Raw genomic sequence first — 20,290 nt, 5'->3', positions numbered from 1 at the left:
GACGCCCGCCTCATGCTCCATCTCTTCTATTCGAATCGTCACGAAACGCTGGCCGATGCGCTGCTCGAGGATCTGTCCGCGTTTCCGGCCCGCAACGGCCCGTGGGCGCCGCAGCAGGTCATCGTGCCGAGCGCGGCGCTGCGCCGCCGTCTCGAGCTCGACATCGCCGCGCGCAACGGCGTGTGCGCGAACGTCGAGTTCACGTATCTCGCGCAATGGTTGTGGGAGCAGATCGGCCGCGTGATGGAGGTGCCCAAGCGTTCGCCGTTCGCGCCCGACCGTCTCGTGTGGCGCTGCTACCGGCTGTTCGCGCAAGCGGCCGACAGCGCGCCGTGGCTCGCGTCGCCGCGGCTTGCCGCGTATCTGTCCGCCTCCGACGATGCGATGCGCTACGAGCTCGCGCATCGCGTCGCGGCCGTGCTCGATCATTACCTGACCTATCGCCCCGAATGGCTGGCCGCGTGGCAGGCCGGCGAGTCGGTGCTCGCGGGCGACGCCGCGCCGCGCGGGATCAGCGACGCCGCGCGCGACGACGAGCGCTGGCAGGCCGCGCTGTGGCGCGCGCTGCTCGCGGAACTGAGCGACAGCGGCACGCCGCCCGCGCACCGCTTCCTGGTCGAAGCGCGCCATCTCGATGCCGATGCGGTCGCGCGCGTCGACTGGCCGGAATCGGTCAGCGTGTTCGCACTGCCGACGATGCCGCCGCTGCACGTCGCGCTACTGCGCGAGCTGTCGCGCTGGATCGACGTGCGCGTCTACGCGCTGAACCCGTGCCGCGAATTCTGGTTCGACATCGTGACCGCCGCGCATGCCGAGGCGCTCGATGCGGCCGGCCGGCTCGACTACCAGGAAGTCGGCCATCCGCTGCTCGCCGAATGGGGCCGGCAGACGCAGGCGCAACTGCACATGCTGCATGAGCTGACTGAAAGCGCCGCGTCGGGCGATGCGTCGCGTTTCGTCGAGAATCCCGCGCCGACGTGGCTCGCGCGCGTGCAGAACGCGATCCTCGAACTGCAGCCGGAGGCCGAAGCCGGCGATGCGCCGGCCGAACGCGGGATCGAGGTGCATGTGTGCCACAGCCTCGCGCGCCAGCTCGAGGTGCTGCACGACCGGCTGCTCGCGTGGTTCGACGCCGACGCGAGCCTGCAGCCGTCGGACGTGCTCGTCGCGGTGGCCGATCTCGCGGCGGCCGGGCCGCTGATCGATGCGGTATTCGGCACGGCCGGCGCCGGCGGCGCGCGCGTGCCTTACCGGATCACCGGCCTGCCGCCGTCGCAGGCGAACCCGGTCGCGCGCGTGCTGCTCGACTGGCTCGCGTTGCCGGAGCGGCAGGTCGGCGCGCCGGAGCTGGTCGAGTGGCTGCGCGTCGACGCGGTGGCTGCGCGCTACGGCATCGATGCGGCCGCGCTCGAGACGGTGCAGACCTGGCTCGCGGCCGCCGGCGCGCGGCGCGGGCTGTCGCCGCTCGCGAGCGACGACGCGGCCGTGCCTGCGCCGCGCCATACGTTCTCCGATGCGCTCGCGCGGCTCTTCCTCGGTTATGCGATGCCCGAAGGCGCGGCGCCGGTCGGCGCGTGGCTGCCGATCGAGGCGGCCACGGGCAGCGAGGCCGAGCTGCTCGGCCGGCTCGCGCGCTTTACCGACGATCTCGACGGCTTCGCGCGGCGGCTTGCCGAATCGCACACGCCGCATGGATGGAGCGAACTGTTCGCCGACACGCTCGCGCGTTTCTTCGATTCGGGCGCCACGTATGCGGATTCGCTCGCGGGCGTGCGCGACGCGCTCGACGCGATGCTGGCCGCGATGACGGAGGGCGCGCCCGACGAAGCGCTGCCGGCGGCCGTCGTCCGCGCGGGGCTTGCCGCGGCACTCGACGATCCGGCGCGCGGCGGGGTGCCGTGGGGCGGCGTCACGTTCTCGTCGCTGACGAGCCTGCGCGGCCTGCCGTACCGCGTCGTCTGCCTGCTCGGGATGGACGACGGCGTGCTGCCGAGCCTCGCACGCGCGGACGAATTCGACCTGATGGCCGTGTTGCCGAAGCTCGGCGACCGGCAGCGCCGCGACGACGAGCGCAACCTGTTTCTCGACCTGCTGCTCGCCGCACGCGACCGGTTGTTGATCGCGTACACGGGCCGCAGCATCCGCGACAACGCGCCGTTGCCGCCGGCGGCACTCGTCGACGAACTGCTCGACCATCTCGCGATCGTCACGGCGGGGCACGACGCCGCGCCGGACGCGGTCGATGCCGCACGTCGCGCGTTCATCGTCGAGCATCCGCTGCAACCGTTCGCGGCCGCGTATTTCCAGCCCGGCAGCGGGCTCGTTTCCTATGACGCCGAGCGCGCGGCGCTCGCGTCGCTGCTGGCCGCCGATGCGTCGCGCGACGACCAGCGCGAACCGCCGTTCTTCGCGCAGCCGCTGCCGGCCGAACCTGTCGAGCCCGTCGCGTTCAGCGAATTCGAACGTTTCTGGCGGCATCCCGCGCGCGCGCTGCTGCGCGCACGGCTCGGCATCGTGCTCGCCGACGCGCAGGCCGAACTGCTCGACACGGAGCCGTTCGCGCTCGACTTCGCCGGCAGCGATGCGCTCGCCGAGCGCGTGCTGCCGCTCCTGATCGAATCGGATGATGGGGCCGCGCACGATCATGCGCTGCGCATTGCGGACGCGAGCCCCGAATTGCCGGGCGGCGCGACGGGCGCCGTGTGGCGCGACCAGGCGCTCGGCTCGATGACGCAGCTTGCGTCGAACGTGCGCCTCGCGCTGGCCGACGGCATCGAACGGCGGCCGTTTTCGCTCGTCATCGCGCCCGCGTGGCCCGATACGGAGCAGGCGCTGTTCGGCGCCGACGACGCGATGCTGTCGGGCGACGCGGTCAGCGCACCGCTCGAACTGCACGGCACGCTGAACCGGCTCACGCCGGCCGGGCAGATCATCTATCGCTATGCACGGTCGAGCGCGCGCGACTACCTGTCCGCGTGGCTCGCGCATCTCGTCTACTGCGCGGTCGAGCCGGGCGGCCCGCGCCGCACGCTGTGGTTCGGCAGCGGCGGCGCGTTCGAGCTGACGCCCGTCGCGGCGCCGCTCGAACGGCTTGCGCCGCTTGCCGCGCTGTTTCGCGCCGGGCGGCGCATGCCGCTGCGGTTTTTCCCGCGCAGTGCGTGGGCGAGGGTGTCCGACGGCGAAGCCAAGGCCGCGAGCGTCTGGATCAACGAGCGCGTCGTGAGCGAAGCCGACGATCCGGCCATCGCGATCGCATGGCGCGGCGCGCATGCATCGCTCGACGAACCGTTCGGCACGCTCGCGCGGCTCGTGTTCGAGCCGCTCGTCGAACATCTGAAGGAGGTCGCATGAGCGCCGTGTCGCAGCCGCAGCCGGCGCTCGAACTCGACGTGTTCGCGTGCCCGCTCGACGGCGTCAACCAGATCGAGGCGTCGGCTGGCACCGGCAAGACCTGGAACATCTGCGCGCTGTATGTGCGCCTGCTGCTCGAAAAGGATCTCGGCGCGGACGAAATCCTCGTCGTGACCTTCACGAAGGCGGCGACGGCCGAGCTGCACGAGCGGATTCGCGGCCGGCTCGCGCAGCTCGCGCACGTGCTCGACACGGGCGACGACGGCGGCGATCCGTTCATCGCGCGCCTGCTCGAGACCACGCTAGGCGAAGACGGCACGCTCGATCCCGAGACGGCCGCGAAGCGGATCCGGCGCGCGCTGCGCGCATTCGACCAGGCCGCGATCCATACGATCCACGCGTTCTGCCAGCGCGCGTTGCAGGAAGCGCCGTTCGCGGCCGCGATGCCGTTCGCGTTCGACATGGAGACCGACGACGCATCGCTGCGCTTCGAGCTCGCGGCGGACTTCTGGCGCACGCGCGTCGAACCGGCGGCCGCGCGCTCGCCGGGCTTCGCGACCTGGCTCGTCGAATCGGGCGCCGGCCCGGCCGCGCTTGATGCGCAACTCGCGCGCCGGCTGAAGAAGCCGCTCGCCGCGCTGCGCTGGGACGGCGTGACCGAGCCGGACGAATCGGCCGAGGCCGCCGCGGCCGAATGCTTCGCGGAGGCCGCGCGGATGTGGGCAGCCGAGCGCGACGCGATCGATGCGTTGCTGCACATCGCGCAGCCCGCGCTCAACCAGCGCTCGCACAAGCCCGACGCGGTTGCCGATGCGCTCGCCGCTTGGGCCGCGCATTTCGCGCAGGGCGACGCGACGGCCGCGCTGCCGAAGGCCGCGCTGAAGCTCACGCGCAGCGCGCTTGTGAAAGCGACGAAAAAGGGCGGCGCGACGCCCGAACACGCGTTCTTCGACGTGGCTGACGCGCTCGAAGCTGCCGTGGCCGCAGCCGAAGCCGCGCAGCGCGCGCGCTGGCTCGCGCTGATCGCCGAATGGCTCGACATGGCGCCGGGCGAGCTGGCCGAGCGCAAGCGTACGCGGCGGGTCGTGTCGTTCGACGACCTGCTCGCGAACCTGTACCACGCGCTGCATGCGCATCCGTGGCTTGCCGACACGCTGCGTGCGCGCTATCCGGCCGCGCTGATCGACGAGTTCCAGGATACCGACCCGCTGCAGTTCGCGATCTTCAACCGCATCTTCGCGCCGGGCGGGCCGCTTTTCCTCGTCGGCGATCCGAAGCAGGCGATCTACAGCTTCCGCGCCGCCGATCTGCATACCTATCTTGCGGCGCGCGCGAGCGCGAGCGCGTGCTACACGCTGGCGGTCAACCAGCGCTCGACGCCCGCGATCGTCGATGCGTGCAACCGCTTCTTCATGTCGAATCCGCGCGCTTTCGTGCTCGACGGGCTCGACTATTACGCGGTGCGTGCCGGCACGCGCGTGCGTGCGCCGTTCGTCGACGAAACCGATCCGGGCCCGGCCGGCGATTTCCGGGTGTGGGCGCTGCCGGGCGGCGAAGGCACGCTGCTCAAGCGCGACGCGCAGGCGCAGGCCGCCCAGGCCTGCGCGGCCGAGATCGCGCGGCTGATGCGCGGCGCGCGCGAAGGGCACGTGCGGCTGGGCGACACGCCGCTGTCGCCGGGCAACATCGCGGTGCTCGTGCAGACGCACCGGCAGGGCAGTCTCGTGAAACGAGTGCTCGCCACGTGGGGCATCGGCAGCGTCGAACTGGCGCAGGCCTCGGTGTTCTCGACCGGCGACGCCGAGCAGCTCGAACGCGTGCTGGCGGCGATCGACGCGCCGGGCGACCTGCGGCGTCTGCGCGCGGCGCTCGCGGCCGACTGGTTCGGCCTCGATGCCGGCGCGCTGTGGCGGATGGAGCAAGGCGACGGCGATGCGTCGCACGAAGCGTCCGCGGCCGACAGTGCCGACGCGATGAGCTGGGTCGAGCGTTTCTCGCGCTATCGGCTGCTGTGGCGCGAACGCGGTTTCGCGGTGATGTGGCGCACGTTCACGCGCGAGCTGCGGATTGCCGAGCGGCTGATGGCCGGCGCGGATGGCGAACGCCGCGTGACCGACATCAACCATCTGGCCGAGCTGACGCAGGCGCGCGCATCCGCGCAGCCGGGCATCGCGCCGACGCTGCGCTGGCTCGCCGCGCAACGGCTCGACGGCGGCGGCGAAGAGGCGCAGTTGCGTCTCGAATCCGATCGCAACCTCGTGCAGATCGTGACCGTGCACAAGTCGAAGGGCCTTGAATACGCGATCGTGTTCTGTCCGTTCCTGAACGACGGCGGGTTGCGCGAGCCGCCTTCGTCCGCGCTGCCCGATGCGCGCGAGTATCACGACGACGCGGGCGACGCCGTGCTGCACTACGGATGCGACGACGAAGCGGCCGCGCACGCGGCGCGGCAGGCGATGCGCGAGCAGGCCGCGGAACGCGCGCGGCTCGTCTACGTGGCGCTCACGCGCGCGGTCTATCGCTGCTATGTCGTCGCCGGGCCGTATCTGTCGTCGCGCTCGACGCGCGAAGCGCGGCGCAGCGTGCTCAACTGGCTCGTCGCGGGCGCCGGCCAGTCGTTCGACGCGTGGCTCGACGAGCCGCCCGACGAAGCCGCGCTCGATGCCGCGTGGCTTGCGCTCGCGGGCGGCCCCGTGAGCGTCGCGCCGCTGCCGGCGCCCGCGCGCCGCGAGCGTCTCGCGGCCGGGCACGACGCATCGCAGACGCTCGCGGCGCGCCACGCATCGCGCGTGCTGCGCGATGCGTGGCGGATGGCGAGCTTCAGTTCGCTGACTGCGTCGATGGCGCGCGAGGAGGCCGGCGTCGCTGCCGTGCCCGACGACGAGCTGCGACCCGATCACGATGCGCTTGCCGCGGTGGCGCCGGACGGCGAGTTCATATTGGCCGATACGGTTGCGCCCGAACAGCCGGACGACGACATTCTCGTGTTCCCGCGCGGCGCGGCGGCGGGCGAGTGCCTGCATCGTCTGTTCGAACTCAGCCGGTTCACGGAGCCCGAATCGTGGCACAAGGCCGCGCTCGGCGCGCTGCACGACCGGCCGGTCGAGGCCGAGCCCGAACTCGCGACGCGCCTGCCGGCGATGATGGCGCGGCTCGTCGACGATGTCGTGCGCACCGAACTCGTGCCGGGCATGCGGCTTGCCGATCTCGATCCCGCGAAGCGGCTCGACGAAATGGGGTTCCTGTTCCCGGCGCCGTCGCTCGACCTGACGGCGCTGCGCCGGCTGCTGGTCGCGCACGGCTACCCGGACGTTGCACTGGAGGCGGGCATGCTCGCCGGATTCATCAAGGGTTTCATCGACATGATCGTCGAACACGACGGCCGCTTCTGGATCGTCGACTGGAAGTCGAACCATCTCGGCACGACGCCGGACGCCTACGGCCCGCGCGCGCTCGACGTCGCGATGGCCGATCACGCGTATCACCTGCAGGCGCTGCTCTATACGGTCGCGCTGCATCGCTACCTGCGCGGGCGGCTGCCCGATTACGACTACGACACGCATATCGCGGGCTACCTGTACCTGTTCGTGCGCGGCGTGCGGCCCGACTGGCGCAGCGGTGGCGAGCCGGCCGGCGTGCACGCGCGGCGGCCCGAACGCGCGCTCGTCGACGCACTCGACCGGATGATGGAAGGGGGCCGCGCATGAATGCGTCCGACGACACGCTCGAATTTACCGGCGGCCTCGTCGCGCGGCTGCCCGAGCCCGCCGATTTCGGCATCGCGCTCGCGGAAGGCTTCGCGCGCCGCATCGGCGACCTCGCGCGGCGCGCCGGCGCGCCGGCCGCGGCCGCGCGCTGGGCGGCGCGCGCCGCGTTCGCGACGAGCCGCGCGACCGCGGGCGGCCACGTGTGCGTCGCACTCGGCGCGCTCGCGCAGCGCTACGAAGAGCCGCTCGACGACATCCGCGCGGCGCTCGCCGCGAGCGGCGTGGTCGCGTTCGGCACACTCGCGCGCGGTGACGAGCGGCCGCTGATCGTCGACCGGCACGACCACCTGTACCTGTCGCGTTATTTCGATTACGAACGGCGGCTGGCCGATGCGCTGGTTGCGCAGGCCGGCGTCGCGGTACCGGACGACGGGTTGTCGCCCGACCGGTTGCGCGACAACCTCGCGCGCTACTTCGGGCCCGCGACCGGCGAAGTCGACTGGCAGCGCGTCGCGGCGATCGTCGCGCTGACCGGCCGCGTGACGATCGTCAGCGGCGGCCCCGGCACCGGCAAGACGACGACCGTCGTCGGCGTGCTGGCCTGTCTGCTCGACGCGCACCCGGGGCTGCGCATCGCGCTGGCCGCGCCGACCGGCAAGGCCGCGCAGCGGATGCAGGAAGCGCTGCATGCGCGGGCCGGCGACCTGCCGCCCGAGCTCGCGGCGCGCCTGCCCGATACGTCGTACACGCTGCATCGCCTGCTGGGCGGCGGCGGGGCAGCCGGCTTCCGGCATCATCGCGACAATCCGCTGCCGTACGACCTGATCGTCGTCGACGAAGCATCGATGATCGACGTCGCGCTCGCCGCGCATCTGCTCGACGCGCTCGCGCCGGGCGCTCGGCTCGTGCTGCTCGGCGACAAGGACCAACTGGCCGCGGTCGAGGCGGGCGCCGTGTTCGCGGAGCTGAGCGCGCGGCCGGCGTTTACCGCGGCGGCGCGCACGCGCATCGCGCAGGCGCTCGGTATCGACGAGGCGGCGTTCGTCGCGGCGTTGCCGGTGCCGGACGAAGCGGCGGCGGCTGTGCCTGCTGCGAATCCGGTTTCCGCTGCGGCACCGGCCCAGGCTTCCGCTTCGGTATCCGCCGCTGCTTCACGCAAACGCGCGTCGCGTCCGCGCGCCGATGCGCGACAGGCGTCGCTGTTCGACGACGAACCGCAGGACGACGCGGTTGCCGCTACCGACGTCGCGCCACCTCCGTCCGCCGGTCCGGCATTGACCGATGCCGGCGATATCGGCGATGCGGGCAACGCCTCCCCATGGATCGAGGCCGACGAACTTGCGTGGCTCGACGCCGTCGAGCTGCCGCCGTTCGACGCCGGCGATGTGGCGCTTGCTTCGGTCACGTCGACATTGCCCGGCGAACCCGCTGCATCGCCCGCCACGCCCGCGCCGGCGCCGCTCGCCGACTGCGTCGTGTGGCTCGAACGCAATTACCGCTTCGGTCTCGATTCGCCGATCGGGCGGCTGTCGCTCGCGATCCGCCGCGGCGACGTGCAGGCCGCGCTCGATGCGCTGCCCGCGGACGACGCGGCTGCCGCGTCGTTCCACGACGATGCGGGCGAGTCGCTTGCGTCGTCGACGGTCGAGCGGCTCGCGCGGCGGTTCGGCGCGTACCTCGATGCGTTGCGCGACGCGCTGGCCGCGCCGGCGCCCGATCCGCTGCCGCTGTTCGACGCGCTCAACCGGTTCCGGATCCTGTGCGCGACCCGCAGCGGCTCGCGCGGCGCGGAGCACGTCAACGCGCTCGTGGCCGCGCACGTGCGGCATGCGGCGCGCGTGCCGCTCGCGGTCGGCGCGCACTGGTTCACCGGGCGGCCGATCATGGTGACGCGCAACGACTATGCGCTCGGGTTGTTCAACGGCGACATCGGCATCGCGTTGCCCGACGCGCACGGCGTGCTGCGCGTGTGGTTCAGGCGCGCGGACGGCACCGCGCGCGCGGTGTCGCCGGCCGCGCTGCCGCCGCACGAAACGGCGTTCGCGCTGACGGTCCACAAATCGCAGGGCTCGGAATTCGACGAAGCCGCGCTCGTGCTGCCGGCATCGTTCGGCCGCGTGCTCACGCGCGAGCTCGTCTACACGGCAGTGACGCGGGCACGTACGCGCGTGCAGGTGATCGGGCCGCGGCGCGTGCTGGCGCAGGCGGTCGCGACGCGCACGCAGCGCGATTCGGGGCTCGCGGCCCGCGTCGACGAGGCGCTCGCGCGGCGCCGCATGGAGGCTTCGCGATGATGATCCGCTATACGCTCGATCCGGCCGAAGTCGAATGGACGGCCGTGCGCGCGCAGGGCGCGGGCGGGCAGAACGTGAACAAGGTGTCGAGCGCGATCCACCTGCGCTTCGACATCCGTGCGTCGTCGCTGCCGCCCGTCATCAAGGAGCGGCTCCTCGCACTGTCCGACCAGCGCATCACGCGCGACGGCATCGTCGTGATCAAGTCGCAGGAATACCGCACGCAGGAGAAGAACCGCGAAGCCGCGCTGGCGCGACTCGATACGCTGATCGCCGGCGTCGCGTTCACGCCGCGCGCGCGGGTCGCGACGCGGCCGACGCGCGCGTCGAAGGAGCGACGGCTCGAGCACAAGTCGCGCCGCAGCGTGGTGAAGTCGGGAAGAGGGAAGGTGGTCGACTGACGAATGGATGGCCGGACGGCCGCACGCTCGAAGGACACCGCGGGTGAACGCCCGCCGCCGCGCCGGCCGGCTAGCGCATCACGGTTCCCGCGCTGTCGAGCACGAAGTCGACGCAGAACACGACGAGCCGGCTCTGCGCGCGGATCGCGACGGCGGCCGTGTAGCAGTCGCGGCCTTCCGTCAGCGAGAAGTGCGGGCCCATCAGCGCGACGCGCCCGGGCGCGGCGATCGCGCGCTGAAAGTACGGGCGTCGCGACCAGTTGCTGTGGGTTTCCGGGAAAAGCGGCGACAGGCGGGTGACGCTCGCCTGGCCATCGTCGGGTCGCGCGCCGATCGACGGCAGGAACTGCTCGCCGATCTCGTCCGTGACGAACACGCGGCGCGCGGCCGGCACCGCGAACACGCGTTGCGCGGCATCCTGCAGGTTGCCGCTCGCGGAAAACGCGGCCGCGCCGGTGAGCACGAGCCGCTCGATCGCGTCGAAGCCCGGCTGTTCGGCGATGGCCGGCGTGTGCCGGCGCGCGATGAAGCGTCGCCACGCGGCGTCGAGCATCGCGGGCGCGGCCGCGCTTGCGTGCGCGATCGACGAGTCGGGCTGGCCGAACTGGAAGCCCTGCACGAAATCGATGTCGGCTTCCATCAGCGACTGCAGCGCGTCGTCGCTTTCGACGCCCTCGGCAAGCACCATCGCGCCGGCCTGGTGCAGCATCGACACGAGGTGATGCATGATGCGGCGATCGTCGGCCGACCCGGTCGAGCGCTCGACGAGCGATCGATCGAGCTTGACGATGTCGGGCCGTGCGCGCCACACGCGGTCGAAATTCGAGAACCCCGTGCCGAAATCGTCGATCGCGATCAGGAAGTCGCGATGCTGGATCATGTCGATCGTGCGGGCGAGCGCGGCTTCGTCGCGCGCCGGCTGTTCGACGACTTCCAGCACGATGCGGTTCGGCGGCAATGCGAAATGCCGGCACAGCGCCTCGACGAACTCGCGCTGCACGAGACCCGAATCGAGCACGCGCGGCGTCACGTTCAGGAACAGCCAGCCGTCGCCGATGCCTTGCGCGACGAAGTTGGCCGTATGCAGGCAGCGCGCGAGCCGGTCGAGCAGCAGCGCATCGGCATCGGCGCGTGTCTTGTCGAAGAGGGCGGCGGGCGAGACCAGCGCGCCGTTCGCGTCGACGACGCGCAGCAGCGCCTCGTAACCGACCACGCGCTTGTGCGTGATCGACAGCACGGGCTGGAACACGCTGCGCAGCGTCGTGGTGCGATAGGTGGCGAACCAGCCGCTGGGCGTTGGCGTCAGGTGTTCGAGCAGGGAGTCGAGCGATTGGTCGCGGGCGGGCTTCATGTCAACGGTGCCCAGGGCGGAGCAGTGGGGCGGCAGCGCGTCGCCACACTGAAGCAGTCGCATGCGCAGGCGGACGCGAAAGAACGTGGGGCATCGTGACCGCCTTCTGCGGATAAGTGTTCCGAGTGTAACGGGAATGCGGCGCCGCGCGTATCAGGGAAACTCCACACGCACTCGGCGCGCGGCTGCGGCCATGGCCGGCGCGCGGCAATGACCGGCGCCGCCCGAGTGCGCGCCGCGCATCACCGCCACGCAGCGAAGGCCGCCGCGGAAGCACATCGGAATCCGGTGGCATGGCGGCGGCATGACCGTGCGTGCAGCCGCATGGCGTGCATGGTGCGCGTAGCGGCGCGGGAAAACCCGCGGCGAGTACAGCCGCGGGCGGGCGCCGCCGTCGGATGAATGCCGGCGCGCCGGGAAACAGGCGGCGCCCGGCGTCGGCGGTTACCGCACGGCGGCCGGCAGCGCGTGCGCCCGGAACCTCAGGTTGCTTCGCCGCTACGCGGCCGCAGACCGGGAATCCGCTTGATCACGCCGGTCGCGAGGGCGGTGCCGACGAGCACGATCGCGCAGCCTTCGATCATCACGGCCGACACGTGTTCGCCGAGGAACAGCGCGCCCCACAGCAGGCCGAACACCGGGATCACGAACGTCACGGTAATCGCGCGGGCGGGGCCGACATGCGCGATCAGGTAGAAGAAGATGAAATACGCGATGCCCGTGCATGCGATGCCGAGGCCGAGCACGGAACCCCATGCGTGCGGGCCGACCGGTGCGGCCGGCCAGGTGGCGATCGCGAACGGCAGCAGCAGGACGGTCGAGCCGATCATGCTGCCGGTCGCGTTGACGAGCGGATCGACGCCGCCGAGCTTGCGCTTCGTGTAATTGGCCGCGATGCCGTACAGCAGCGTCGCGCCGAGCGCCGCGGCGGCGGCGAGCGCGGTCGCGCCGGCGCCCGTGTCGCCGTGCGCGTTCGCGATCTGGTTCCACACCAGCGTGATCACGCCGGCAAAACCGATCACGAGGCCGAGCGCGCGCGGCAGCGACAGCTTGTCCTTCAGCCACAGGTAGGCGACGAGCGCGCCCCACAGCGGCGTCGTTGCGTTGATCACCGACGTCAGGCCGGCCGACAGCGTCAGTTCGGCGAACGCGAACAGGCAGAACGGTATGCCCGAATTCAGCGTGCCGACGACGAACAACGGCCATGCATGACGGCGCAGCCGCGCGCCGAGATCGGCGGGTTTGAAGCGCGTCAGCGCAAAGCCGGTGAGAAACAGCGCACCGATGCCCACGCGCAGCGCCATCAGAGGCGCAACGCCGAAATCGACCACGCCGATCCGGATGAACAGGAACGACGCGCCCCACAGGGCAGCGAGCAGGGTCAGCAGAATGGCGTTCTTGGGTGACATCGATCGGGAGGGCGCGGGACGGGATGCGATGAATCTTACACTGCGTTACCACGCCATCGTTTCACGATTCGATGAAACGACAAGAAACGGGAGATTCGCCGTTTGCAGGCAAGGGGCGGCCGCCCACCGGCCGCGTTGCCCGATCAGTGATGGTGCCGGCCGCCGCGTCCGCCGAAGCCGAAATCGAGCGATAGCGCCGGTCCCCAATAACCGCCCCACGCCGGCGCATACGCAGGCGCCGGATAGTAGTAGGCGGGGCCCGGATCGACGTACACGGGCGCCGGCTGCACCGGTGCAGCCGTGTAATAGCCGCCAGGATAATAGCCGTACGGGTAGTAGCAGCCGGCGAGCGTCGTGCAGGCGAGCGCCGCGGCGACGAGGATCCTGTTCATGATGTCTCTCCGGCGGAGCCGGCAATCGGCAGATGCTTAAGCTTAGGCCGCGCGCCGATGACACGATGTGCGAAACGGTAACGGATCATTTCCGGGCACGCTGCGGCGTGCTGCGGCGCCGCATACGAAAAACGGCGCTTCCGCAGTGCGAAAACGCCGTCAGGCCGGAGTTCGCCGCGCTTCGCGCGGCGGCCGGTTAGCCGGTCGGCTTATTTACCGACCTGGTTGCCGATGATGCCGCCAGCCGCTGCGCCACCCAGCGTCGACAGCGCGTTGCCGCCGATCGCCGCGCCGGCGACGCCGCCGACACCCGCACCGATTGCCGTGTCGCGCTGGCGCCTCGTCATCGAATCGCAGGCCGACAGGCTGGCCACCGTCGCGACGAGGAGCGCGCATACCCCAATACGCCGAATCGAATTCATGATCGTTGTCCTGTGGTAGTGAACGGAGGACGCGCGACCGGCTGGCGGCCACGCATGCTCTCAATCTACGCGCCGCCCCGCGCCGCTGCTGTAAGGACTTGTTAAGGCCCGCGCGGTTTCGTAATCAATTGTTTCCCGCGCATCGACAGGCACGCGACATGCGCAAAAAAGCCCGCTCGAAAGCGGGCTTCGTGCATCGCGATGCGTTGCCGGTGCGGATCGCCGCGTCCGCTCGTTCGCTTATTGACGGTGATAAATCTCGGCGCCGGTCTTGACGAACTCGACCGCCTTCACTTCCATCCCTTTCTTCAGCGCTTCGGTTTCCGACACGCCTTGCTGCGCCGCGAACTCGCGTACGTCCTGCGTGATCTTCATCGAGCAGAAGTGCGGGCCGCACATCGAGCAGAAGTGCGCGACCTTCGCCGAATCCTTCGGCAGCGTTTCGTCGTGGAATTCGCGCGCCTTGTCCGGATCGAGACCGATGTTGAACTGGTCTTCCCAGCGGAATTCGAAGCGCGCCTTCGACAGCGCGTTGTCGCGCACCTGCGCGCCCGGGTGACCCTTCGCGAGGTCGGCGGCGTGCGCGGCGAGCTTGTACGTGATGATGCCTTCCTTCACGTCGTCCTTGTTCGGCAGGCCGAGGTGCTCCTTCGGCGTCACGTAGCACAGCATCGCGGTGCCGAACCAGCCGATCATCGCGGCGCCGATGCCCGACGTGATGTGGTCGTAGCCCGGTGCGATGTCGGTGGTGAGCGGCCCGAGCGTGTAGAACGGCGCTTCCTTGCACCAGTCGAGCTGCAGATCCATGTTCTCCTTGATCAACTGCATCGGCACGTGGCCGGGGCCTTCGATCATCACCTGCACGTCGTGCTTCCACGCGATCTGCGTGAGTTCGCCGAGCGTCTTCAGCTCGCCGAGCTGCGCTTCGTCGTTCGCGTCGTAGATCGAGCCGGGGCGCAGGCCGTCGCCGAGCGAGAAGCTCACGTCGTACGCCTTCATGATCTCGCAGATCTCTTCGAAGTGTTCGTACAGGAAGCTTTCCTTGTGATGCGCGAGGCACCACTTCGCCATGATCGAGCCGCCGCGCGACACGATGCCGGTCATCCGGTTCGCGGTGAGCGGCACGTACTGCAGGCGCACGCCCGCGTGGATCGTGAAGTAGTCGACGCCTTGCTCGGCCTGCTCGATCAGCGTGTCGCGGAAGATTTCCCAGGTCAGGTCCTCGGCCTTGCCGTTGACCTTCTCGAGCGCCTGGTAGATCGGCACGGTGCCGATCGGCACCGGGCTGTTGCGGATGATCCACTCGCGCGTTTCATGGATGTGCTTGCCGGTCGACAGGTCCATCACCGTGTCGCCGCCCCAGCGGATCGCCCACGTCATCTTGTCGACTTCCTCGCCGATCGACGACGTGACGGCCGAGTTGCCGATGTTCGCGTTGATCTTCACGAGGAAATTACGGCCGATGATCATCGGCTCGGATTCCGGATGGTTGATGTTCGCGGGAATGATCGCGCGGCCGCGCGCGATTTCGTCGCGCACGAACTCCGGCGTGATCTCGGCCAGCGCGTTCGCGCCGAACGCGGCAGCGCCGAACGCCTGGCCCGGGTGCTGGCGGCCCATCATCGCGGCGAGCTTCGCGCCGTTCGGGCCGCTCGACTTCAGGCTCTCGATGTATTCGGCGCGGCGCTGGTTCTCGCGGATCGCGATGTATTCCATTTCCGGCGTGATGATGCCCTGACGCGCGTAGTGCATCTGCGTGACGTTCTTGCCGGCCTGCGCACGGCGCGGGTTGCGGTGCAGGCCGGGGAAACGCAGGTCGGCGGTAGCCGGATCGGCCGCGCGCTCGAGGCCGTATCGGCTCGACAGGCCGGGGAGCACTTCGGTGTCGCCGCGCGCTTCGATCCAGCGCTGGCGCAGCGCGGGCAGGCCCGCGCGGATGTCGATCTTCGCTTCCGGATCGGTGTAGGGGCCCGACGTGTCGTACACGTAGATCGGCGGATTCTTTTCGCCGCCGAAGCCGGTCGGCGTGTCGGCCTGCGTGATTTCGCGCATCGGCACGCGGATGTCGGGCTGCGAGCCGGTCACATAGACTTTCCGCGAATTCGGCAGCGGCGCGACGGCAGCCGCATCGACGTGGGCGTCGGCGGACAGAAACTTCGGATTGGCGTTCATGCAATCTCCTGTGTGAGCGCCGGACAGGCGCTTCGGCGCTTGCCCGGAGCCCTGGACGAATGTGGGGCTCGAGCTAAGCAGGAGACGAGGCTTGGTGAGGCGGCGGATTTCGTCAGAAGGATGGCGGCGGAATCCGTACGCTTCCCTGCGCTGGCATTATCCAGATCAGGTTCAAAGGGTATTTCTCACCCGCAATGCCGGTTTGTTGACCGGGCGCATTGCAGGACCCCCGCGTTAGCAGCGCACACGATACACCGGCTTTGCGGCGGTTTCAACCGGTGGCAGACCGGTCGCCGCGGTGCAGTTGCAGCATTGCGGGCGGCGCGCCTGCCGTGCAAGCCGCGATGCATGACATCGCCGCACGGCCCTGCAGCCCGGCCGACAACGACGGCGCGGTGCGGCATTGCGGCATTTTCGGCAGCCCCTAAAAAAATTTTCGAAACGGCTGTCATTTCCCGCGACGTCCCCCGTCTATTCGGCTCCTCAAACCCATGTTTCGGAGAGATGTCATGAAAAAAGTACTGATCGCAGCCTGTGTCGCCGGTTTCGCCATGGCCGCAACGGGCGCGTATGCGCAGAACGACGCGATGTCGAAGGAGGGTTCGTCGATGTCGAAGGACGCGATGGGCCATGATGCGATGGCGAAGGACGGCGCGATGAAGAAGGACGCCATGAAGAAGCACGCGAAGAAGGACGCGATGAAGAAGGACACGATGGGCAAGCCGGAGTCGGGCGACAAGATGGCCCCGTCGAACTGACGGAAGCGGACGGAGCGCGGCCGACGCGCGTGTCGCCGCTGCGTGCCGGGACGGCACGCGGTGCCGGCTGACGCGCGGCGCTCGCACCTCGCCGCACGTCAGCGCATGCGTCGCCTGGCCGGTCGCCGGCCTCCGTCTCGCGCTCCATCGCCTCATTCCGGGAGTTTTCATCATGCAAACCGTTCCCGCCACAGGGCGCGCGGCCGCCACGCCGCCCGCGCGCCCGATCCATCCGCTGTGGGTGCGCGCGAGCCACTGGCTCAACGCGCTCGCGGCCGTGCTGATGGCGCTGTCCGGCTGGCGCATCTATGACGCGTCGCCGATCTATCCGACGTTCACGTTTCCTCATTGCATCACGATCGGCGGCTGGCTCGGCGGCGCGCTGCAATGGCATTTCGCGGCGATGTGGCTGCTCGTCGGCAACGGGCTGTTCTACCTGACGATGTCGCTTGCGACCGGGCGCCTCGTGCGCAAGATGCTGCCGGTCACGCCGGCATCCGTGTGGCGCGACGTGCGCGCGGCGCTCGGCGGGCGGCTGTCGCATGCCGACCTGAGCGTCTACAACGCGGTGCAGCGCGCGGCGTACCTGACCGCGATCGTCGATCTCGTCGTGCTGGTGCTGTCGGGGCTCGCGATCTGGAAATCCGTGCAGTTCCCGCTGCTGCGCGAACTGTTCGGCGGTTACGACAACGCGCGCGTCGTGCATTTCTGGGCGATGTCGCTGCTCGTCGCGTTCTTCGTCGTGCATGTCGCGATGGCGCTGCTGGTGCCGCGCTCGCTGCTCGCGATGCTGCGCGGCCGTTGAACGGCACGAAGGTGCCGAAGGAAATCATCATGTCCGAATCCGAACACAAGCGCGACCGCCCGCGCTGGACCCTCGACCGGAAGTCGCTCGAACTCGACGTGCGCCGCGAGCTCGAGATGCCGTCGCGGCGGCTCTTCAACCGGCGCGTGCTGACGCTCGGCGGCCTGACGATGCTGACCGGCTGCACGCTGCAGGACGATGCGTCGGTCAACACGTTCCTCGAGAAAGTGTCGCGCATGAACGATCGCGTGCAGGCCTGGCTGTTCAGCCCCGACCGGCTCGCGCCGACCTACACCGAAGCCGACATCACGCGGCCGTTCCCGTTCAACGCATACTACGGGATCGACGACGTGCCGCACGTCGATGCGTCGACATATCGGCTCGTGTTGTCCGGCCGCGTGACGGGCAAGCGCGTGTGGACGCTCGACGAACTGTATGCGCTGCCGCATGCGGAGCAGATCACGCGGCATATCTGCGTGGAAGGGTGGAGCGCGATCGGCCGCTGGGGCGGCACGCCGTTCGGCGCGTTCCTTGCGCGCGCCGGCGCCGACACGCGCGCGAAATACGTCGGCTTCAAGTGCGCGGACGACTACTACGAGAGCATCGACATGCCGACCGCGCTGCATCCGCAGACGCTGCTGGCATTCGACTACGACGGCCGCCGCCTGCCGCCGGAATTCGGCTTCCCGATGAAGCTGCGGATGCCGACCAAGCTCGGCTACAAGAACCCGAAGCACATCATGGAAATCTTCGTGACCGACACGTTTCCGGGCGGCTACTGGGTCGATCAGGGATACAACTGGTTCGGCGGATCGTGAGCGGCGCATGGCCCGGAAGTGCATGGCCCGGCAGCGCATGCGCGTGCCGCGACGCATCGCGCGTCATGCGTCACGCGGATGCGCGCACCTGGAGATCGACGCGCAGGCCGACTGCCGCGGCCATGTTCACGAGCGCGTCGAGCCCGAACAGGTTGATCTTGCCGCGCAGCAGATCGGAGACGCGCGGCTGCGTGACGCCCAGCCGTTGCGCAGCCTGGGCCTGACTGAGTTCGAGCTGTGCGATGCGCTGCTTGAGCGCGATCATCAGTTCGGAGCGCAGCTTCATGTTCTCGGCCTCGGCCGGCTGGCCCTCGATTGCGTCCCAGACGTTCGTGTAACGTTCATTGGTCATCGTTTCAACTCCATCATCAACGTGCGATAACGCCGGGCGGCCAGGTCGATATCGGTTTTGTTCGTGCGTGCCGATTGCTTCCGGAAGCAGTGAAGCACGTAGACGGCATCGGCGAAGGTCGCGACATAAACGATCCGGAATGCGCCGCTCGCATCGCGCAGCCGAATTTCCCGCACGCCGACGCCGACGGTGCGCATCGGCTTCCAGTCGTCGGGCGCAAGGCCGCGCTGCACCTGGTCGATCTGGTGGCCGGCGTCACGTCGCGCAGGCAGCGGAAAGTCGCGAAGATCGGCGAGCGCGCTGCCGACGAACACGACCGGCTTCGGCGGAAGAATGGTTGAATTATACAAAATTTTGTATGGGCGGTGCGGGTTTCGAAAGAAGGCTGCCGACGGCACGACGAGGGCATGCCGACCGCCACGATAAGCGTGAATCGAGGGCCGCCGCGCATGATTGGCCGTTCGGCCGATGTCTGGTTCGACCGTTACGGATTGCCATGGATTGCGTGTGGAACCGGCGCCGGCCGCCGGCAAGGTGTGCGCATCGCGCATCCGGCCCCGGATTTCAACCGCCCATCCGCCGGCCGAAAATTGTCGCGCCGAAACGTCAGTCCTTATCCTTTCAGACAGGTCTGACGATGCTTTCGAATCCTTGATGCCATAATCCCGAGCGTGCGCAGCCGAAACGGTTGCGCGCGTTTTTTTTGCCCCTTTGCCGCCGCTTGCCGGTTCTCTTTCGTCGCCGTTCGCACTGCCATGTCGTTCCGCATGTTTGCTCTGCCTTCCCGGTCCCGCCAGGATCGTTTGCCGGCATTGCCGGCGTCTTTCAGCGGAGCACGCAACGCGACGTGCGGGCGGGTTGCACGATGACCCCGCTCGATCGTCTCCTCGATTTCTTCTCCCGCCTTTCGTTCCGGATCCGCCTGCCGCAAAGCCGCGGCGGCCGCGTCGCGCTGGCGCTCGTATTCATCTATTTCGTCTGGGGTTCGACCTACAGCGGCCTGCATTTCGCGCTGCAGTCGTTCCCGCCGCTGCTGCTGTCGGGGCTGCGCAACCTGCTCGGCGGGATCGGCCTGTTCATCTTCGCGCTGCGGCGCAAGCCAGAATGGCCGACGCTGCTGGAGATCGGCAACTCGGCGATCGTCGGCACGATGCTCGTCGCGCTGTCGTCGGGCACGATCGCGCTCGGGATGCGCACGGTCAGCAGCGGCTCGGCCGCGGTGATGGTGGCCACGGTGCCGCTGTTCGCGACCGTGATCGCGGCGGTGGCCGGGCGGCCGGTGACGAAGGGCGAGTGGGCGGCCGTCGCGCTCGGGATGGTCGGCATCGTCGTGCTGAATTCGGGCGGCGCGGCAGCCGCGAACTCGGCGCTCGGCACGATCTGCGTGCTGGCCGGCGCGCTGTTCTGGGCGGGCGGCGCGCATCTCGCGACGCGGCTCAAGCTGCCGTCCGACCTGTTTTTGTCCACGTCGCTGCAGATCGGCCTCGGCGGGCTGATGTCGACGCTCGTCGCCTGGCTGCTCGGCGAACGCGTCGAGCAACTGGCCGTCGGGCCCGTGTTCGCGTTCGTGTACCTGATGGTGTTCTGCACGATGGCCGCGTATGTCGCGTACGGCTATCTGATCCGCCACACGAGCCCGATCATCGCGAGCAGCTGCATGTACGTGAACCCGATCGTCGCGGTCGCGCTCGGTGCGCTGCTGCTTGGCGAACCGGTGACGATGGCGACCGTGGTCGCGACCGTCGCGATCCTCGGCAGCGTCGGGCTGTCGTTCGTGTTCGATCCGGCGCGCCGGCCCGCGGCACGCGCGGCGGCTGTCGGTTCGCCGGTCGCGGCGGCCGCGTCGGCGGTGGATGTTGCGTCCGCACCCGAGCAGATCGCGGTGCCGGACGCGGCGCCCATCCTGGCGCCTTCCGCCGTCGCGCTTGCGGTACCGACGCCGGCTGCCGTGATGGATCCGGCGGTGGTAATGGACCCGGCACAGGCGTTCGCGCCGCCGCCCGCCGGCGAACCGGCCGCGCCGCGCGCCGACGCGTGACGCCGGCGCCGCCGGGCGCG

The 20,290-nt window shown here is 69.6% G+C and carries 15 protein-coding genes and 1 riboswitch; of the genes, 8 read left to right on the top strand and 7 right to left on the bottom strand.

From position 1 onward, the window contains the following. The first annotated feature begins 12 nt into the window (after positions 1–12). The 4 genes from recC to arfB are packed head-to-tail and all read left to right on the top strand — an operon-like array spanning position 13 to position 9,753. Positions 13–3,351: an exodeoxyribonuclease V subunit gamma gene (recC, locus tag GD429_RS00945; RefSeq protein ID WP_152855284.1), complete on the top strand. Its 3,339-nt coding sequence runs from the start codon at positions 13–15 to the stop codon at positions 3,349–3,351. Next, a complete protein-coding gene (recB, locus tag GD429_RS00940; RefSeq protein ID WP_152855283.1) occupies positions 3,348–7,058 on the top strand; it encodes an exodeoxyribonuclease V subunit beta in 3,711 nt (1,236 codons plus the stop codon). The genes recC and recB overlap by 4 nt, the downstream gene beginning before the upstream one ends. Continuing rightward, on the top strand, positions 7,055–9,352 hold the full coding sequence (locus tag GD429_RS00935; protein ID WP_152855282.1) for an AAA family ATPase: 2,298 nt from the start codon (positions 7,055–7,057) through the stop codon (positions 9,350–9,352). Before recB ends, GD429_RS00935 begins: the two co-directional genes overlap by 4 nt. Beyond that, complete coding sequence (arfB, locus tag GD429_RS00930; protein WP_152855281.1) at positions 9,349–9,753, top strand: alternative ribosome rescue aminoacyl-tRNA hydrolase ArfB; 405 nt, start codon at positions 9,349–9,351, stop codon at positions 9,751–9,753. The genes GD429_RS00935 and arfB overlap by 4 nt, the downstream gene beginning before the upstream one ends. Before the next feature lie 70 nt (positions 9,754–9,823). Here the strand turns inward: arfB and GD429_RS00925 are convergent, their stop codons facing one another. From GD429_RS00925 to thiC, 5 genes are all read right to left on the bottom strand, one after another. Further along, positions 9,824–11,104, bottom strand: coding sequence for an EAL domain-containing protein (locus GD429_RS00925; RefSeq protein ID WP_152855280.1), 1,281 nt, complete (start codon positions 11,102–11,104; stop codon positions 9,824–9,826). A gap of 482 nt (positions 11,105–11,586) precedes the next feature. Beyond that, positions 11,587–12,513, bottom strand: coding sequence for a DMT family transporter (locus GD429_RS00920; protein WP_152855279.1), 927 nt, complete (start codon positions 12,511–12,513; stop codon positions 11,587–11,589). A 143-nt stretch (positions 12,514–12,656) separates the two neighbouring features. Further along, complete coding sequence (locus GD429_RS00915; RefSeq protein WP_152855278.1) at positions 12,657–12,905, bottom strand: hypothetical protein; 249 nt, start codon at positions 12,903–12,905, stop codon at positions 12,657–12,659. A 209-nt stretch (positions 12,906–13,114) separates the two neighbouring features. After that, on the bottom strand, positions 13,115–13,327 hold the full coding sequence (locus GD429_RS00910; RefSeq protein ID WP_152855277.1) for a glycine zipper 2TM domain-containing protein: 213 nt from the start codon (positions 13,325–13,327) through the stop codon (positions 13,115–13,117). Between the two features lie 240 nt (positions 13,328–13,567). Next, on the bottom strand, positions 13,568–15,499 hold the full coding sequence (gene thiC / locus GD429_RS00905; protein WP_072435924.1) for a phosphomethylpyrimidine synthase ThiC: 1,932 nt from the start codon (positions 15,497–15,499) through the stop codon (positions 13,568–13,570). A 124-nt stretch (positions 15,500–15,623) separates the two neighbouring features. Further along, positions 15,624–15,740, bottom strand: a riboswitch (TPP riboswitch). A gap of 268 nt (positions 15,741–16,008) precedes the next feature. Between thiC and GD429_RS00900 the strand changes: the two genes are divergently transcribed. From GD429_RS00900 to GD429_RS00890, 3 genes are all read left to right on the top strand, one after another. Beyond that, positions 16,009–16,257, top strand: coding sequence for a pentapeptide MXKDX repeat protein (locus tag GD429_RS00900; protein ID WP_152855276.1), 249 nt, complete (start codon positions 16,009–16,011; stop codon positions 16,255–16,257). 172 nt (positions 16,258–16,429) lie between these two features. Beyond that, entirely contained in the window at positions 16,430–17,062 is a 633-nt protein-coding gene (locus GD429_RS00895; protein ID WP_152855275.1) for a cytochrome b/b6 domain-containing protein, read from the top strand. A 29-nt stretch (positions 17,063–17,091) separates the two neighbouring features. Next, the gene (locus tag GD429_RS00890; RefSeq protein WP_152855274.1) at positions 17,092–17,880 is read left to right on the top strand and encodes a molybdopterin-dependent oxidoreductase; all 789 of its coding nucleotides are present in this window, start codon (positions 17,092–17,094) and stop codon (positions 17,878–17,880) included. A 70-nt stretch (positions 17,881–17,950) separates the two neighbouring features. Here the strand turns inward: GD429_RS00890 and GD429_RS00885 are convergent, their stop codons facing one another. After that, positions 17,951–18,232 carry a helix-turn-helix domain-containing protein gene (locus tag GD429_RS00885; protein WP_152855273.1) on the bottom strand — a complete coding sequence of 94 codons (282 nt, stop codon included), beginning with the start codon at positions 18,230–18,232 and terminating at the stop codon, positions 17,951–17,953. Beyond that, positions 18,229–18,582, bottom strand: a complete 354-nt coding sequence (locus GD429_RS00880) for a type II toxin-antitoxin system RelE/ParE family toxin (protein ID WP_152855502.1) — start codon at positions 18,580–18,582, stop codon at positions 18,229–18,231. Before GD429_RS00880 ends, GD429_RS00885 begins: the two co-directional genes overlap by 4 nt. A gap of 515 nt (positions 18,583–19,097) precedes the next feature. On the opposite strand from GD429_RS00880, the gene GD429_RS00875 reads away from it, so the two are divergent. Continuing rightward, the gene (locus tag GD429_RS00875; protein ID WP_152855272.1) at positions 19,098–20,270 is read left to right on the top strand and encodes an EamA family transporter; all 1,173 of its coding nucleotides are present in this window, start codon (positions 19,098–19,100) and stop codon (positions 20,268–20,270) included. Positions 20,271–20,290: the final 20 nt, after the last annotated feature.

Origin of the sequence: Burkholderia sp. BE17, assembly GCF_009362305.1 — a bacterium.
GTDB lineage: Bacteria > Pseudomonadota > Gammaproteobacteria > Burkholderiales > Burkholderiaceae > Burkholderia > Burkholderia pyrrocinia_C.
This window is presented reverse-complemented; position numbering and strand designations above follow the sequence as displayed.

What these genes read in the sequence shown, in the direction of transcription:
- GD429_RS00875 (WP_152855272.1), top strand. Translation starts at nt 19,098, where the DNA reads ATGACCCCGCTCGATCGTCTCCTCGATTTCTTCTCCCGCCTTTCGTTC.
- recB (WP_152855283.1), top strand. Translation starts at nt 3,348, where the DNA reads ATGAGCGCCGTGTCGCAGCCGCAGCCGGCGCTCGAACTCGACGTGTTC.
- GD429_RS00885 (WP_152855273.1), bottom strand. Translation starts at nt 18,232, where the DNA reads ATGACCAATGAACGTTACACGAACGTCTGGGACGCAATCGAGGGCCAG.
- GD429_RS00935 (WP_152855282.1), top strand. Translation starts at nt 7,055, where the DNA reads ATGAATGCGTCCGACGACACGCTCGAATTTACCGGCGGCCTCGTCGCG.
- GD429_RS00895 (WP_152855275.1), top strand. Translation starts at nt 16,430, where the DNA reads ATGCAAACCGTTCCCGCCACAGGGCGCGCGGCCGCCACGCCGCCCGCG.
- thiC (WP_072435924.1), bottom strand. Translation starts at nt 15,499, where the DNA reads ATGAACGCCAATCCGAAGTTTCTGTCCGCCGACGCCCACGTCGATGCG.
- GD429_RS00920 (WP_152855279.1), bottom strand. Translation starts at nt 12,513, where the DNA reads ATGTCACCCAAGAACGCCATTCTGCTGACCCTGCTCGCTGCCCTGTGG.
- GD429_RS00910 (WP_152855277.1), bottom strand. Translation starts at nt 13,327, where the DNA reads ATGAATTCGATTCGGCGTATTGGGGTATGCGCGCTCCTCGTCGCGACG.
- GD429_RS00900 (WP_152855276.1), top strand. Translation starts at nt 16,009, where the DNA reads ATGAAAAAAGTACTGATCGCAGCCTGTGTCGCCGGTTTCGCCATGGCC.
- arfB (WP_152855281.1), top strand. Translation starts at nt 9,349, where the DNA reads ATGATGATCCGCTATACGCTCGATCCGGCCGAAGTCGAATGGACGGCC.
- GD429_RS00915 (WP_152855278.1), bottom strand. Translation starts at nt 12,905, where the DNA reads ATGAACAGGATCCTCGTCGCCGCGGCGCTCGCCTGCACGACGCTCGCC.
- GD429_RS00890 (WP_152855274.1), top strand. Translation starts at nt 17,092, where the DNA reads ATGTCCGAATCCGAACACAAGCGCGACCGCCCGCGCTGGACCCTCGAC.
- GD429_RS00925 (WP_152855280.1), bottom strand. Translation starts at nt 11,104, where the DNA reads ATGAAGCCCGCCCGCGACCAATCGCTCGACTCCCTGCTCGAACACCTG.
- recC (WP_152855284.1), top strand. Translation starts at nt 13, where the DNA reads ATGCTCCATCTCTTCTATTCGAATCGTCACGAAACGCTGGCCGATGCG.